General features: G+C 70.6%; 14 protein-coding genes and 1 tRNA gene. 8 read left to right on the forward strand and 7 right to left on the reverse strand.

The annotated features are described in order from the left end of the window. Window positions 1-242: DUF6458 family protein (locus tag IEY71_RS08065; RefSeq protein ID WP_189084711.1), on the reverse strand; the 242-nt coding region annotated here is incomplete at its 3' end. 136 nt (window positions 243-378) lie between these two features. Between IEY71_RS08065 and IEY71_RS08070 the strand changes: the two genes are divergently transcribed. Genes IEY71_RS08070 through IEY71_RS08085 form a run of 4 tightly spaced genes read left to right on the forward strand, consistent with a single transcriptional unit; the run spans window position 379 to window position 3,867 of the window. After that, the gene (locus IEY71_RS08070) at window positions 379-1,452 is read left to right on the forward strand and encodes a 3-isopropylmalate dehydrogenase (RefSeq protein WP_189085129.1); all 1,074 of its coding nucleotides are present in this window, start codon (window positions 379-381) and stop codon (window positions 1,450-1,452) included. Between the two features lie 28 nt (window positions 1,453-1,480). Beyond that, the gene (locus IEY71_RS08075; protein ID WP_189084712.1) at window positions 1,481-2,596 is read left to right on the forward strand and encodes a branched-chain amino acid aminotransferase; all 1,116 of its coding nucleotides are present in this window, start codon (window positions 1,481-1,483) and stop codon (window positions 2,594-2,596) included. Continuing rightward, window positions 2,593-3,081, forward strand: coding sequence for a GNAT family acetyltransferase (locus tag IEY71_RS08080; RefSeq protein WP_189084713.1), 489 nt, complete (start codon window positions 2,593-2,595; stop codon window positions 3,079-3,081). Before IEY71_RS08075 ends, IEY71_RS08080 begins: the two co-directional genes overlap by 4 nt. 9 nt (window positions 3,082-3,090) lie before the next feature. After that, a complete protein-coding gene (locus IEY71_RS08085) occupies window positions 3,091-3,867 on the forward strand; it encodes a fumarylacetoacetate hydrolase family protein (protein WP_189084714.1) in 777 nt (258 codons plus the stop codon). Between the two features lie 20 nt (window positions 3,868-3,887). On the opposite strand, the gene IEY71_RS08090 is transcribed toward IEY71_RS08085, so the two are convergent. Next, entirely contained in the window at window positions 3,888-4,940 is a 1,053-nt protein-coding gene (locus tag IEY71_RS08090) for an aminotransferase class V-fold PLP-dependent enzyme (RefSeq protein WP_189084715.1), read from the reverse strand. Between the two features lie 82 nt (window positions 4,941-5,022). Here IEY71_RS08090 and IEY71_RS08095 point away from each other — a divergent pair, with 82 nt between their 5' ends. From IEY71_RS08095 to IEY71_RS08110, 4 genes are all read left to right on the forward strand, one after another. Continuing rightward, complete coding sequence (locus IEY71_RS08095) at window positions 5,023-5,991, forward strand: LysR family transcriptional regulator (RefSeq protein ID WP_229781581.1); 969 nt, start codon at window positions 5,023-5,025, stop codon at window positions 5,989-5,991. Next, a complete protein-coding gene (gene gltX / locus IEY71_RS08100; protein ID WP_189084717.1) occupies window positions 5,984-7,504 on the forward strand; it encodes a glutamate--tRNA ligase in 1,521 nt (506 codons plus the stop codon). The genes IEY71_RS08095 and gltX overlap by 8 nt, the downstream gene beginning before the upstream one ends. A gap of 113 nt (window positions 7,505-7,617) precedes the next feature. Next, window positions 7,618-7,689 (forward strand) — tRNA-Gln (locus IEY71_RS08105). 258 nt (window positions 7,690-7,947) lie between these two features. Beyond that, window positions 7,948-8,385 (forward strand): hypothetical protein, encoded by a 438-nt coding sequence (locus IEY71_RS08110; RefSeq protein WP_189084718.1) that lies wholly within the window; start codon window positions 7,948-7,950, stop codon window positions 8,383-8,385. Window positions 8,386-8,404: 19 nt separating this feature from the next. Here IEY71_RS08110 and IEY71_RS08115 read toward each other — a convergent pair whose 3' ends face one another. The 5 genes from IEY71_RS08115 to IEY71_RS08130 all read right to left on the reverse strand — a co-directional run bounded on the left by IEY71_RS08115 (window position 8,405) and on the right by IEY71_RS08130 (window position 12,592). Next, on the reverse strand, window positions 8,405-9,775 hold the full coding sequence (locus IEY71_RS08115) for an MFS transporter (protein WP_189085130.1): 1,371 nt from the start codon (window positions 9,773-9,775) through the stop codon (window positions 8,405-8,407). A 77-nt stretch (window positions 9,776-9,852) separates the two neighbouring features. Then, window positions 9,853-10,287, reverse strand: coding sequence for a VOC family protein (locus IEY71_RS08120; RefSeq protein ID WP_189084719.1), 435 nt, complete (start codon window positions 10,285-10,287; stop codon window positions 9,853-9,855). 39 nt (window positions 10,288-10,326) lie between these two features. Continuing rightward, window positions 10,327-10,623, reverse strand: a complete 297-nt coding sequence (locus tag IEY71_RS08125) for a DUF2277 domain-containing protein (RefSeq protein WP_189084720.1) — start codon at window positions 10,621-10,623, stop codon at window positions 10,327-10,329. A 104-nt stretch (window positions 10,624-10,727) separates the two neighbouring features. Then, a complete protein-coding gene (locus IEY71_RS18370) occupies window positions 10,728-10,856 on the reverse strand; it encodes a putative transporter small subunit (RefSeq protein ID WP_229781582.1) in 129 nt (42 codons plus the stop codon). Beyond that, window positions 10,853-12,592, reverse strand: coding sequence for a sodium:solute symporter family protein (locus tag IEY71_RS08130; RefSeq protein WP_189084721.1), 1,740 nt, complete (start codon window positions 12,590-12,592; stop codon window positions 10,853-10,855). The genes IEY71_RS18370 and IEY71_RS08130 overlap by 4 nt, the downstream gene beginning before the upstream one ends. Window positions 12,593-13,131 lie beyond the last annotated feature (539 nt).

Here is a 13,131-nt window from a genome sequence, read left to right on the forward strand (position 1 = left end):
GGCGCGCTGCGCTCCGTGCGCGTGACGCGGTCGCCGGTGGCCGGGTCGATGCTCGTCTGCGAGGTCGCGATCGAACGGCGGCGGCGGGCGAGCAGCACGATGCCGATGATCACGATGACGACGCCGGCGCCCATCAGGATGTAGCCGACGAGCTGCAGGTCGATCCAGTCGACCGTGAGGTTCAGCGCGAACGCGAGGATGGCCCCGATGACGAACAGCAGGATGCCGAATCCGATACTCATGACGGACCCCTTTCACTTCCCGGGGCAGATCGTGCCCCAGTTCGATGAGGCGGATGCCTCGTTCGGGGCCGAGCGTAGCGCGCAGCGCGGCACGCGGGACACTACGCTGGAGGGGCTGGCGCTCGAAGGAGAATTCATGGTAACGACGGTCAAACTCGCGGTCATCCCTGGTGACGGCATCGGTCCCGAGGTCGTGGCGGAGGCGCTGAAGGCGCTCGACGCGGCGACGGCCGACCGTGGGATCGAGTTCGACCGCACCGAGTTCCAGCTCGGTGCCGCCCGCTATCTCGAGACGGGCGATGTGCTCACCGACGACGACCTCGCGGCCATCAAGTCCCACGACGCGATCCTGCTCGGCGCGGTCGGCGGCGTGCCCGGCGACCCGCGCCTCGTCGGCGCGAACATCGAGCGGGGCCTGCTGCTGAAGCTCCGCTTCGACCTCGACCACTACGTGAACCTGCGCCCCTCGGTGCTGTACGAGGGCGTCCGGAGCCCGCTCGCCGAGCCCGGCGAGGTCGACTTCGTCGTCGTCCGCGAGGGCACCGAGGGCCCGTACGTCGGCAACGGCGGCGCCATCCGCACCGGCACGCCGGCCGAGGTCGCCAACGAGGTCTCGGTGAACACGGCGTACGGCGTCGAGCGGGTCGTGCGCTACGCGTTCGGGCTCGCGGCGAGCCGGCCGCGGCAGAAGCTCACCCTCGTGCACAAGACGAACGTGCTCGTGTTCGCCGGCTCCCTGTGGAAGCGCACCGTCGACCGGGTCGCCGAGGAGTTCCCCGAGGTGACCGTCGACTATCTGCACGTCGACGCCGCGACGATCTTCCTCGTCACGGATCCTGGTAGATTCGACGTCATCGTCACGGACAACCTCTTCGGCGACATCCTCACCGATCTGGCCGGCGCAATCAGCGGCGGCATCGGACTCGCGGCCTCGGGCAACATCAACCCCGACGGCACGTTCCCGAGCATGTTCGAGCCGGTGCACGGTTCCGCGCCGGACATCGCCGGGAAGGGCATCGCCGACCCGACCGCCGCCATCGGCTCCGTCGCGCTCCTCCTCCGCCACCTCGGCGAGGCCGAAGCGGCCGAGCGGGTGGAGCGGGCGATCGCCGCCGACGTCGCCGAGCGCGGCGACCGGCCCCGATCGACCTCCGAGATCGGCGACCAGATCGCGGCACGCATCCAGGCCCTGCAGCCCGCGCACTCGTAGCATCCGAAGCATCCGAAAGAAGACGACCATGACCATCGACCTTCCCCTTCAGGCCCCCACCGCCGCCGGTCTCATCTGGCAGACCGTGCGCAACCCCGACGCGAAGTCCGACGCCGAGCGCGAGGCGATCCTCGCCGACCCGGGCTTCGGCCAGCACTTCACCGACCACATGGTCGACGTCTGCTGGAGCGAGAAGGGCGGCTGGCACCGCCCGCGCGTCTCGCCGTACGGTCCGATTCAGCTCGACCCGGCCGCCGCGGTGCTGCACTACGCGCAGGAGATCTTCGAGGGCCTGAAGGCCTACCGTCACGCCGACGGCTCGATCTGGACGTTCCGCCCGCAGGCGAACGCCGCGCGGATGCAGCGCTCGGCCAAGCGCATGGCGCTGCCGGAGCTGCCCGAGTCGATCTTCCTCGACTCGATCCGCCAGCTCATCGCCGTCGACGGCGCCTGGGTGCCGAGCGCCGACGAGACGAGCCTGTACCTGCGCCCGTTCATGTTCGCGAAGGAGGCGTTCCTCGGCGTCCGCTCGGCGAAGAAGGTCGCGTACTACCTCATCGCGAGCCCCGCGACGGCGTACTTCCCGGGCGGAGTGAAGCCCGTGAACATCTGGCTCTCGACCGAGTACGCGCGCGCCGGCAAGGGCGGCACGGGCGCGGCGAAGACCGGCGGCAACTACGCGTCGAGCCTGCTGCCGCAGGCCGAGGCCGCCGAGCGCGGCTGCCAGCAGGTGCTGTTCCTCGACGACGACGGCAACCTCGAGGAGCTCGGCGGCATGAATGTCGTGCTCGTCACGAAGGACGGCCGCCTCATCACGCCCGAGTCGGACTCGATCCTCGAGGGCATCACGCGCGACTCGATCCTGCAGCTCGCCCGCGACCGCGGCCTCACGGTCGAGCACCGCAAGGTCTCGATCGACGAGTGGCGCGAGGGGGCGGCATCCGGCGAGATCGTCGGCGCCTTCGCCTGCGGCACCGCCGCGGTGGTCGTGCCGATCGGGCGCCTGCTCGCCGAGGACTTCGAGATCGTGCACGAGGGCGACGCCGCAGCCGAGCTCGCGCTGTCGCTGCGCGACGAGCTCACGGGCATCCAGTACGGCCGAGTCGAGGACCGCCACGGCTGGATGGTCCGGCTCGACGCATGACGACGGCTCCCACGGAGCGCGCGACGGCCGGGTCCCTTCGGATCCGGCCGTTCGCCGTCTCGGACACCGAAGCGGTCGTGGCGCTCTGGCGCGCGGCCGGGCTCGTGAAGCCCTGGAACGACCCGTACCTCGACATCGAGCGCAAACTCACGGTGCAGCCGGAGCTCTTCCTCGTGGCTGAGGCGACCGGCCCGGCCGGGGTGGTCGGCTCCGCGATGGCGGGCTACGACGGGCACCGCGGCTGGGTGAACTACCTCGCGGTCGCCGACCCCGAGCGGGGTACCGGGCTCGGGCGGGCGCTCATGGCCGAGGTCGAGCGGCTGCTGCTCGAGCGCGGCTGCCCGAAGCTCAACCTGCAGGTGCGCACCTCGAACACCGCGGTGATCGCGTTCTACGAGCGGCTCGGCTACCGGCTCGACGACGCCGTGAGTCTCGGCAAGCGGCTCATCCCCGACGGGCCGGATGCCTCGGCGGCACGCGGCTAGGCTTGGCGTATGAAGATCGCGCGGTTCAGCCATGACGACACCATCTCCTACGGCATCGTCGACGAGGACGAGCACGAGCTCGTCGTGCTGAAGGCCGACCCGCTGTTCGCCGGCTTCGACCCGACGGGGGAGCGCGTGCCGCTTTCCGCCGTGAAGCTGCTCGCGCCGGTGATCCCGCGCTCGAAGATCGTCGCCGTGGGTAAGAACTATCACGAGCACGCCGCCGAGATGGGCGGCGAGGCGCCGGCCGAACCGCTCTTGTTCCTGAAGCCGAACACCTCCGTGATCGGCCCGGGCGACGCGATCGTGCTGCCGCCGCAGAGCGAGCAGGTCGAGCACGAGGGAGAGCTCGCCGTCGTCATCGGCCGCATCGCCCGCAACGTTCGCGAGGAGGACGCCGAGGACGTCATCTTCGGCTACACGATCGCGAACGACGTCACCGCCCGCGACCTGCAGCGCCGCGACGGCCAGTGGACCCGCGCCAAGGGCTTCGACACCTTCTGCCCGCTCGGCCCGGTCATCGAGACCGACGTCGACTTCGCGGCCGGCACGATCGAGACCCGCGTGGGTGACGAGGTGCGTCAGCAGGGCCGGCTCGCCGACCTCGTGCACTCGGTGCCCGCGATCGTGGCGTACGCCTCGAGCGTGTTCACGCTGCTGCCCGGCGACGTGATCCTCACGGGCACGCCCGCCGGCGTCGGCCCGCTCGTCGACGGCGACTCCGTCGAGGTGACGGTGTCGGGCATCGGCACGCTGCAGAACCCGGTACGCGCCGCCGTGCAATAGCCGTCACCCGGGCGGGGTACCTACCGCACCGAGACGGGCACGCCGCGGAGGGCGCGGGCGGCGAGCTCGACATCCTCCCCGTCGTTCCACAGGTGGAACGCGACGCGGGCGCGCCCGGCGCGGCCGGAGGCGACGATCCCGGCGGCGGTGAGCGCGGCGAGATCGCAGCCCGTCTCGTCGGGCCAGCTCACGATCGCGCTGTCGGATGCCTCGAGCCCGATCGCCGCGCGGAACGCGTTCGCGAGCGAGAGGTCGAAGTCGCGCACCCCCGCGAGGTCGAGCGAGGCGGCGAAGCCGAGGGCGGCCTCGGCTCCGGCCCAGGCGTTCCAGGCGGGGGAGACCTCGAAGCGGCGCGCCCCCTCGGCGAGGTGCAGCTCGGGGCCGTAGCAGGACGCCCAGGGGTCGCCGCCCGAGTACCAGCCCGCCGTCGTGTGCGTGGCGAACTCGGCGATGGCCCGGTCGGAGAACGCGGCGAACGCGGCACCGCGCGGCGCACCGAGCCACTTGTAGGCGTGGCAGACGAGGAGGTCGGCGTCGATGCCGGTCGTCGGCATCCAGCCGGTCGCCTGCGTCGTGTCGACGAGCAGCAGCGCGCCGTTCGCCCGGGCGGCGGCGGAGATCTCGGCCATCCGCGCCACCTCGCCGGTCGCGGACTGCACGAGCGAGCAGGAGACGAGCCAGGTGCGCTCGCTGATCGCGTCGGCGAGGGCGTCGAGCGGCACGTGCCGCACGCGGAGGTCGCCGCGGGCGAGGAACGGCGCGACGACGGAAGAGAAGTCGCCGTCGACGCAGAGCACCTCGGCGCCGGCCGGGGCGGAGGCCGCGGCGATGCCGGTGAAGACGGAGACCTGCGATCCGGTGGCGATGCGCTCGGCGGTGGTGCCGAGGAGCGTCGCGGCGTGCCCGCGAGCCCGTTCGAGGGCGGCCGAGTAGTCGGGGGCGGTGGCCTGACCGGCGCTCCAGCGCTCCAGATCGGCGCGCACGGCGTCGCGCGTCGCGGCAGCCGGCAGGCCGAGGGTGCAGGCAGCGAGGTAGCCGCGCCCCGCCTGGAATGCTGATCGAACCGGATGCATGCTTCGAGTCTCCGCCGCGGTCGATTCATTCGACAAGGCCAGGTATTCGATCAATCACATGCCATCTGCTTATGATTCAGGTATGTCGGATGCCTCCACCGAAGCCCTCGCCGACGCGATCGAGCTGCAGACCGTGCGGGTCGTGCGCGCCATCGCGGAGCACCGCACGCTCACGGCCGCCGCCGCGGCCCTCGGCTACAGCCAGCCCGCGGTGAGCCAGCAGCTGCGCCGCTTCGAGCAGCGCACGGGGGTCGCGCTCGTGGAGCGGGTGGGCCGAGGCATCCGCCTCACCGAAGCCGGGCGCGCACTGGCCCGGCACGCGCACGCCGTCGCGACGAGCCTCGAGGCGGCGGCGGGGGAGCTCGCCGCGCTGCGGGGGCTGCGGGCGGGACGAGTGCGGCTCGTCGCGTTCCCCTCGGCGTCGCCGAGCCTCGTGCCGCGGCTCATCGCGGCGCTCACGGCGAGCCATCCCGGCGTCGAGGTCACCTACGTCGAGGCGGAGCCGCCCGAGGCGGTCGCCGCCGTGCGCGAGGACCGTGCCGACCTCGCGATCACCTTCAGCTACCCGGGCGACCGCAACGACCCGCACCGCGAGAGCGCCCGCGGACTCGAGGTGCGCTCGTACACGCACGAGCCGATGCGGCTCGTGCTGCCCGGCGACCATCCTGCCGCCGGTTCCGATGTCGTGTCGCTCGCCGAGCTCGGCGACGAGCCGTGGATCGCCGGCTGCCCGCGCTGCCGCGGGCACCTGCTCGAACTCTGCGCCGAGGCGGGCTTCTCGCCGCGCATCGCCTTCGAGACCGACAACTTCGTCGCCGTCGAGGGCATGGTCGCCCAGGGCCTCGGAGTGGCGCTGCTGCCGGCGCTCGCGCTCGCGGCCGCGCCCAGGCATCCGGCCGTCGTCACCCGGCCCACCGATCACGGCGACGAGCGCTCCCTGCACCTCGTCACCGCGCGCGGTGCGGAGCGGGTGCCCGCGATCGCCGCGGCGCTTGCGGCGCTCGCCGTGCTGCGGGAGGGCGCCGCCACTACGATTGACGGTGATGTCTGACACGGCCCACCCCACGACCACGGCGAGCGGAAGCGACATCCGCGTCCGCTTCTGCCCCTCACCCACCGGCACCCCGCACGTCGGGCTCGTGCGCACCGCCCTGTTCAACTGGGCGTACGCACGGCACACCGGCGGCACCTTCGTCTTCCGCATCGAGGACACCGACGCCGCGCGCGACAGCGAGGAGAGCTATCAGCAGATCCTCGAAGCGCTCGGATGGCTCGGCCTGAACTGGGACGAGGGCATCGGCGTCGGCGGTCCGCACGAGCCGTACCGGCAGTCGCAGCGCGGCGGCATCTACGCCGAGGTGATCGAGAAGCTGAAGGCCTCCGGGCACCTCTACGAGTCGTTCTCGACGGCGGAGGAGATCGACGCCCGCAACGAGGCCGCCGGTCGCCCCAAGCAGCTCGGCTACGACAACTACGACCGTGAGCTCACCGAGGAGCAGAAGGCCGCGTTCCGCGCCGAGGGCCGCGAGCCCGCGCTGCGCCTGCGCGTGCCCGAGGCCGACCTCGGCTTCGACGACCTCGTGCGCGGCCGCATCGACTTCCCGGTCGGATCGACCACGGACTTCGTCGTCGTGCGCCCGAACGGCGCGCCGCTGTACACGCTCGTGAACCCGGTCGACGACGCGCTCATGGGCATCACGCACGTGCTGCGCGGCGAGGACCTGCTGAGCTCGACGCCGCGCCAGATCGCGCTGTACCGCGCGCTCATCGACGTGGGCGTCGCGAGCTTCATCCCGCGCTTCGGGCACCTGCCGTACGTGATGGGGGAGGGCAACAAGAAGCTCTCCAAGCGCGACCCCGAGTCGAACCTGTTCCACCACCGCGACCGGGGATTCATCCCCGAGGGGCTCGTGAACTACCTCGCGCTCCTCGGCTGGGGCTTCTCGGCCGACCGCGACGTGTTCAGCCGTGAGGAGCTCGTCGAGAAGTTCGACGTCGCCGACGTGAACCCGAACCCCGCGCGCTTCGACCAGAAGAAGGCCGACGCCATCAACGGCGACCACATCCGCCTGCTGGAGCTCGCGGACTTCACCGCCCGCACCGTGCCCTACCTGCAGGCCGCCGGCGTCGTCGAGACGCCGATCACGCCCGCGCAGGAGGCCGTGCTCGTCGAGGTCGCCCCGCTCGTGCAGGAGCGCATCACCGTGCTCGGCGAGGTGCCCGGGCTCGTGTCGTTCCTGTTCACGGATGCCTCGGCGATCGCGTACGACGCCGACGCCGTGTCGGGCCTGCCCGCGAACGCCGCCGAGGTGCTCGACGCGGCCCGTGCCGCCCTCGGCGCGCTGCCCGCGGAGTCGTGGACCCACCTCGAGATCGAGGAGGCCCTGCGCGGCGCCCTCATCGACGGGCTCGGCCTGAAGCCCCGTGTGGCCTTCGGCCCGGTGCGCGTCGCCGTCTCCGGACGCCGGGTGTCGCCGCCGCTCTTCGAGTCGATGCAGATCCTCGGCAAGATCGATTCGCTCGCCCGGATCGACCGCCTCGCGGGGGAGATCGCGGGGGCGTAGGCGGTCTCGTTTCCTGTCCCGCGGCCCCGGCCCGCTGAGCCCCGCTCAGTTTGGCCGGGGCCGCGGCGTAGGCTACAGTTGACTCTCGGCCCGGTACTCCGGTTTCGGGCCATTGGGGTATGGTGTAATTGGCAACACGGCTGATTCTGGTTCAGTTGTTCTTGGTTCGAGTCCAGGTACCCCAGCAAGTTTTGAAGTGAATGAAGCCCCGGTTTTCCGGGGCTTTTTTGCTGTGCGGGGCTCTTTCTGGGCCTGGCCGGCTCGAGACCGGCGCGAACGACGCGACCGTACACATAGCCAGCAGTTATGCACGCCAGTGGTCGCTGGTCCTCCGGCCGCTCGTTCGCGGGCGGTTGCAGACCAAAGCGTGCCGTCGCCTGACACTTCGCCGGGCTCCGTCGTCGAAGAGGTGACCCCGCAAACACCTCCTGACGAGGAGCCCCATGTCGACGCCCGCAGCCACCACGTCCCCCGCTCATACCACCCACCAGTACGCGGCCCTCGCCGGCACCGTCGTCCTCTCGGCGGTCCTCGGCATCTGGGCGTACTTCCTGCCGCAGGCGTTCTTCGATCACTTTCCGATCGTGCTGGGGGAGTGGGTGTCGACCGATGGCCCGTTCAATGAGCACCTGGTGCGCGACCACGGGGCGATGTATCTCGCGCTCGGCGCAGTGGGCGTGTACGGGCTCGTCCGCCCCTCACTCCCGGTGTATCGGGTGCTGGGCATCGTGTGGGTGGTGTTCGGGGTGCTGCACTTCGCGTACCACGTCGGGCACCTCGATCACCTCGGGCCGGTGGAGGCGGCGGCGCAGCTCATCGCGCTCGTCGTGGCGCTCGGGCTCGGCATCGCGATGCTGATCCCGGGGCGGCGGCAGCGATAAACGAGACGAGAGTGGCGCCTCACCCCTCCGAGTCGAGCACCGCCGAGTTCCGAATCCCGAGCAACGACACCAGCGCCCCGGCCGCCATGAGCGCCGCGGTGAAGATCGCGATGCGGTGGAACCCTTCCAGGTCGAGCACGCCACCGACGACGACGCCGAGGAGGGCGACGCCGATGAGGCCGGCGATCCTCGCGACGGCGTTGTTCACGGCCGAGGCGATGCCGGAGCGGGCGGGCTCGATCGAGCCGAGGATCGCCGAGGTAAGCGGCGCGACCGTGATGACGAGGCCGAAGCCGGTGAGCACGACTGAGGGCAGCACCTGCGTCCAGTAGTTGAACTCGGGCGTCACGGTGAGCAGCAGCAGGTAGCCGACGGCCATGATCGCGGGGCCGACGGTCATGAACAGCCGCGGGCCCCACTTGCCGCTGAGCGTGCCGATCGGGGAGCTCAGCGCCATCATGATGAGCGTCGTCGGCAGGCTCGCGAGTCCGGCGAGCGTCGCCGACAGCCCGGCCCCCTGCTGCAGGTACAGCGCGACGACGAGACCGTTCAGCGACAGCGCCCCGTAGATGAAGATCGTCGCGATGTTGCCGGACCAGAAGTTGCGCACCTTGAAGAGCGACAGCGGCAGCATCGGCTGCTTCGCGGTCGCCTGGCGCACGACGAAGCCGATGAGCGCGAGGATGCCGAGCGTGAGTGTGCCCCAGATCGCAGGGTTCGACCAGCCGAGGTTCTGCTGCTCGATGAGCGCGAACACGGTGCCGCCGAGGCCGACGGTGCAGAGCACGGCCCCGGCCCAGTCGATCGTGGCCCCGGGCTGACGCACGTCGCGCTGACGCAGCACGACGAGGAGCCACAGCGTCACCGCGATCGGCACGACGTTGATGAGGAACACGAAGCGCCACGACAGGTAGTCGACGAACAGTCCGCCCATCACCGGGCCGACGAGCATCGCCGCGGTCGTCGATGCCGTCCAGATGCCGATCGCGCGGGCCTGCGCCGGGCCCCGGAAGTTCGAGGTGATGAGTGCGAGCGAACTCGGCACGAGCAGCGCCCCGGCGATGCCCTGCAGGCCGCGCGCGATCACGAGGAACAGCGGGTCGGGGGCGGCGGCGATCGCGATCGAGGTGAGGCCGAAGCCGATCAACCCGACCCGCAGGATCACGATGCGGCCGAACACGTCGCTGAGCGAGCCGGCGACGAGGATGAGCGCGCCGAGGGTGATCAGGTACGCGTCGACCACCCACTGCTGGGTGATGAGCCCGCCGCCGAGCTCCCGCTGGATCGCGGGAAGTGCGACGTTCACGACGGTGCCGTCGAGGAACGAGACGAACGACGCCAGGATGGCGATCAGCAGCACGAGCCGCTGCGCCCGCGAGGGCGGCGTCAGCGCGGCATCCTTGCCCCCAGCGGCGGGAGCGGCAGCGCCGCCGCCGGGAACGTCGGCACCGGTGGGCTCCGCGCCCGTCACTTGTGCAGCTCCTCGGCGAGCATCACGATGATGCCGCTCGGGCCGCGCAGATAGGTGAGCCGGTAGATGTCCTGGTAGGTGCCGACGCCGCGCAGCGGGAAGCAGCCGTGCTTCGCCGCGATCTCGAGCGCGGTGTCGAGGTCGTCGACGGAGAACGCGACGCGATGCATGCCGATCTCGTTCGGCAACGTCGGCTCGGTCTCGATCGCGTCGGGGTGCAGGTACTCGAAGAGCTCGAGGCGGCCGTGACCGTCGGGCGTCTGCAGCATGGCGATCTTCGCGTGGTTGCCGTCGAGACCGACGGCGGTGTCGGTCCATTCGCCGCTGACGGTGTCACGGCCGATCACGCTCAGCCCGAGGTCGGTGAAGAACGCGATCGTCTGGTCGAGGTCGCGCACGGCGATGGCGACGTTCTCGAGTCTGATGGCCATACTGCGCATGCTACTCAGCACGGCCGACGGCGGCGCGGGTCATCCGACCGTCGTGCGGATGCGCACCTCGCGCTCCATGCGCTTCTCGTGACGTTCGCGGCCCTTGAGCGCCTCGGTCTCGCGGTTCTTCGGCGGCGCGTTCGTCGTGAGCCCGTCGAGCAGCCGCCTGGTCGCGACGGCGATCTCCTCGATCGCCTGCTCGAACGCCTCGGCGTTCGCCCGGGAGGGATGCGTCGAACCGCTCACCTTGCGCACGAACTGCAGGGCGGCCTCGCGCACCTCGTCGTCGGTCGTGGGCGGTTCGAAATTGTGGAGCACGCGAATGTTCCGGCACATGCGCGCCACGATACGCCCCGCCCGCGTCGGCGGCGAGGGGTGGACAGCACGGCAGGCGAGCGGGGCGGACGCGAGCCGGATGCCGCGTCCGCCGCCGCCCGCGGCTAGATGATGCTGCGACCCTCGCGCTTGGCCTGCCGCCACTCCTTCACGAAGGCGCGCACGATGACGGCGAGCACGCCGAGCACGATCACGGGCCAGATCAGCACGTACAGGGTGAGCAGGGCGGTCATGCGCGGTCCTTTCCGTCGTTCGCGAGTTCGAGCCGGTCATCCAGCTCGGCAGGGCCGGACGAACCGGCGACGCCGGCGTCGGCCGAGGCATCCGGCCCGCCGTCGCGGGTGTCGAAGTCGCCCGTGCGCTCCTTGATCAGCGCGAAGTCGAAGCGTCTGGTGGTGTTCATTATGGTGAGCGCGACGCAGACGATGGTCGACGCGGCGTAGGCGACGAGCGATCCCGAGAGCACCGGGTAGGTGTGCAGGAAGCCGATCGCGAACGGCGCCGCGGCGAGAGTCGAGACGGTGCCGATGACGAGCGCCACCGGGCGCCCGAAGAAGCCGAACGCCATGAGCCCGAGCACCACGCCGATGCCGATCGTCGCGAGCACGTCGCTCGCGATGCCGAGCCCGCCGGAGAGGTCGATCCACTCGAAGCGCACCGGCAGGAAGCACGCGAGTCCGGCGATGACCGCGGCGGTGAAGGCGAGGTTCGTGACCCGGTTCCAGTAGAAGCTCGAGATCACCGGGAACACGAGCGCACCCCAGAGCGCGCCCACGAACACCAGCAGGTCGAGGATGTTGAACTGCGAGCTCGCGAAGAACAGCCCGGCGGCGGTCGCGATGATCATCGTGATGCGGCCGACCCAGATCATCGTCTGCGGGTTCGCCCGCTTCTTGCCGGCGATGTTCTGCCCGTAGATGTCGGCCATCATGATCGAGGCCAGGGCGGTGAGGTCGGCATCCGCCGTCGACGACAGCGAGCCGATGATCATCACGAAGAACACGCACAGCAGCACCGGCGGCAGGTAGTTCGCCGCGAGCTGGGGGATGAGGTTGTTCACGTCGTCGTTCAGCGGCTGGATGCCGGCGTACAGCGCGAGCACGCCGAGCATGCCGACGCCGATGATCGTCGCCCCGTAGCCGACCGTCGCGGTGACGAAGGTCTTCTTGATCAGGTCCTCACGCACGGCGAAGAGGCGCTGCGCGATCGTCTGATTGCCGATCGCGTACGCCAGCACGGCCGCGATGTACGGTGCGCCCTGGTTGAAGAACGCGTCGGAGGAGAAGAAGTCCTGCTGCTGCGGCGTCAGGTTGTGGGCGCCCGTCTCGAAGAGCGACGGCCCGCCCGCGGCGAAGAACACCACCGGGATGATGATGACCACCGCGCCGAGCATCGCCACGACCTGCGCGAAGTCCGTCAGCACCGAGGCGCGGAAGCCCGACCACAGCGTGTACAGCAGCACGCCCGCGGCGATCGCGATGATGCCCTGCGTGAAGGTGAACGGCGACAGCATGTCGATGAGCGCGCCGCCCGCGATGAGGTTCGAGGTGAGGCTGATCACGCTGCCGAGCACATTGGAGCCGGCGAGCATGAGCTGGCTCGAGCGGCCGTGCCGGGCGAACATGACCTCGGCGATGGTGTGCGCACGTGGCGCGACCTGCCGGATCCGCCGCCCGAAGGGGTAGATCAACAGGATCATCAGCGCACCCCAGAGCCCGTAGTGGATGGGCCCGGAGATGCCGTAGGTGAAGCCGGAGGTCGCCGAGGCGTACATCGACGACGCCCAGATCCAGGTCGCCGTCATCGAGGCGGCCGAGATGCCGAAGCCGATCTTGCCGCCGCCGGTCATGTAGCCGTCGGCGTTCTCGCGCTTCCGGCTGATCCGGATGGACATGTAGAGGCTGCCGCCGAAGAACAGCAGCATGAGGGTGACCACGATGGGTCCGGACAGCTGTTGGAGCTGGTCCATGTCGACTCGCTTTCGTCAGGGCGTCCCGCGTCGGTGCGGGACGCGGGAGGCAGGGACGAGAAGCGGTCAGTCGGGAGGGATGCGGGTCGCTGCGGCGTGTTCGTGGTGCCGCCCGGTGGTGCCGAGGCGGGCCCCGCAGGGCGGGAAGAACGTTTGCGCAGCTACGAGCACGCGGTCCCTTTCGTCGGTGGTCGGGGCGGTGCGTGGCGCGCGCAACGCGCGGCGCGATCCGGGGATCGCTGACGCACCGGGGCTGGCGAGACGGCGGGAATCGGGATGCCGGAAACGGGTTCCTGGGCTCCGCCATGACGAGGCCGGACTCCCGTGGAAGTCCGGCGCAGCCTCGTTCGACCGTAGCGGACCCCGGGCCGGGTAGCCAGTCGAGCCGGTCCGCCCTGGCGCTCGCGTGACGTCAGTATTTGCGGGTGCGGAGCCTCGCCGACCCGCACATACTGACGTCACTCGCCCGTCTCCGGTGTGGGCAGCGGCCGCCGCCTCCCGACTTGCCCGACTTTCATGAAAGTCGGGCAAGTCGGTGG

Source organism: Agromyces mediolanus, assembly GCF_014648575.1.
Classification (GTDB): Bacteria; Actinomycetota; Actinomycetes; order Actinomycetales; family Microbacteriaceae; genus Agromyces; species Agromyces mediolanus.

Bases quoted from the DNA above. Each gene is read 5' to 3' on its own strand.
- IEY71_RS08110 (WP_189084718.1), top strand. From the start codon at position 7,948: ATGTCGACGCCCGCAGCCACCACGTCCCCCGCTCATACCACCCACCAG.
- IEY71_RS08070 (WP_189085129.1), top strand. From the start codon at position 379: ATGGTAACGACGGTCAAACTCGCGGTCATCCCTGGTGACGGCATCGGT.
- IEY71_RS08095 (WP_229781581.1), top strand. From the start codon at position 5,023: ATGTCGGATGCCTCCACCGAAGCCCTCGCCGACGCGATCGAGCTGCAG.
- IEY71_RS08090 (WP_189084715.1), bottom strand. From the start codon at position 4,940: ATGCATCCGGTTCGATCAGCATTCCAGGCGGGGCGCGGCTACCTCGCT.
- IEY71_RS08075 (WP_189084712.1), top strand. From the start codon at position 1,481: ATGACCATCGACCTTCCCCTTCAGGCCCCCACCGCCGCCGGTCTCATC.
- IEY71_RS08130 (WP_189084721.1), bottom strand. From the start codon at position 12,592: ATGGACCAGCTCCAACAGCTGTCCGGACCCATCGTGGTCACCCTCATG.
- IEY71_RS08085 (WP_189084714.1), top strand. From the start codon at position 3,091: ATGAAGATCGCGCGGTTCAGCCATGACGACACCATCTCCTACGGCATC.
- IEY71_RS08120 (WP_189084719.1), bottom strand. From the start codon at position 10,287: ATGGCCATCAGACTCGAGAACGTCGCCATCGCCGTGCGCGACCTCGAC.
- gltX (WP_189084717.1), top strand. From the start codon at position 5,984: ATGTCTGACACGGCCCACCCCACGACCACGGCGAGCGGAAGCGACATC.
- IEY71_RS18370 (WP_229781582.1), bottom strand. From the start codon at position 10,856: ATGACCGCCCTGCTCACCCTGTACGTGCTGATCTGGCCCGTGATCGTG.
- IEY71_RS08080 (WP_189084713.1), top strand. From the start codon at position 2,593: ATGACGACGGCTCCCACGGAGCGCGCGACGGCCGGGTCCCTTCGGATC.
- IEY71_RS08125 (WP_189084720.1), bottom strand. From the start codon at position 10,623: ATGTGCCGGAACATTCGCGTGCTCCACAATTTCGAACCGCCCACGACC.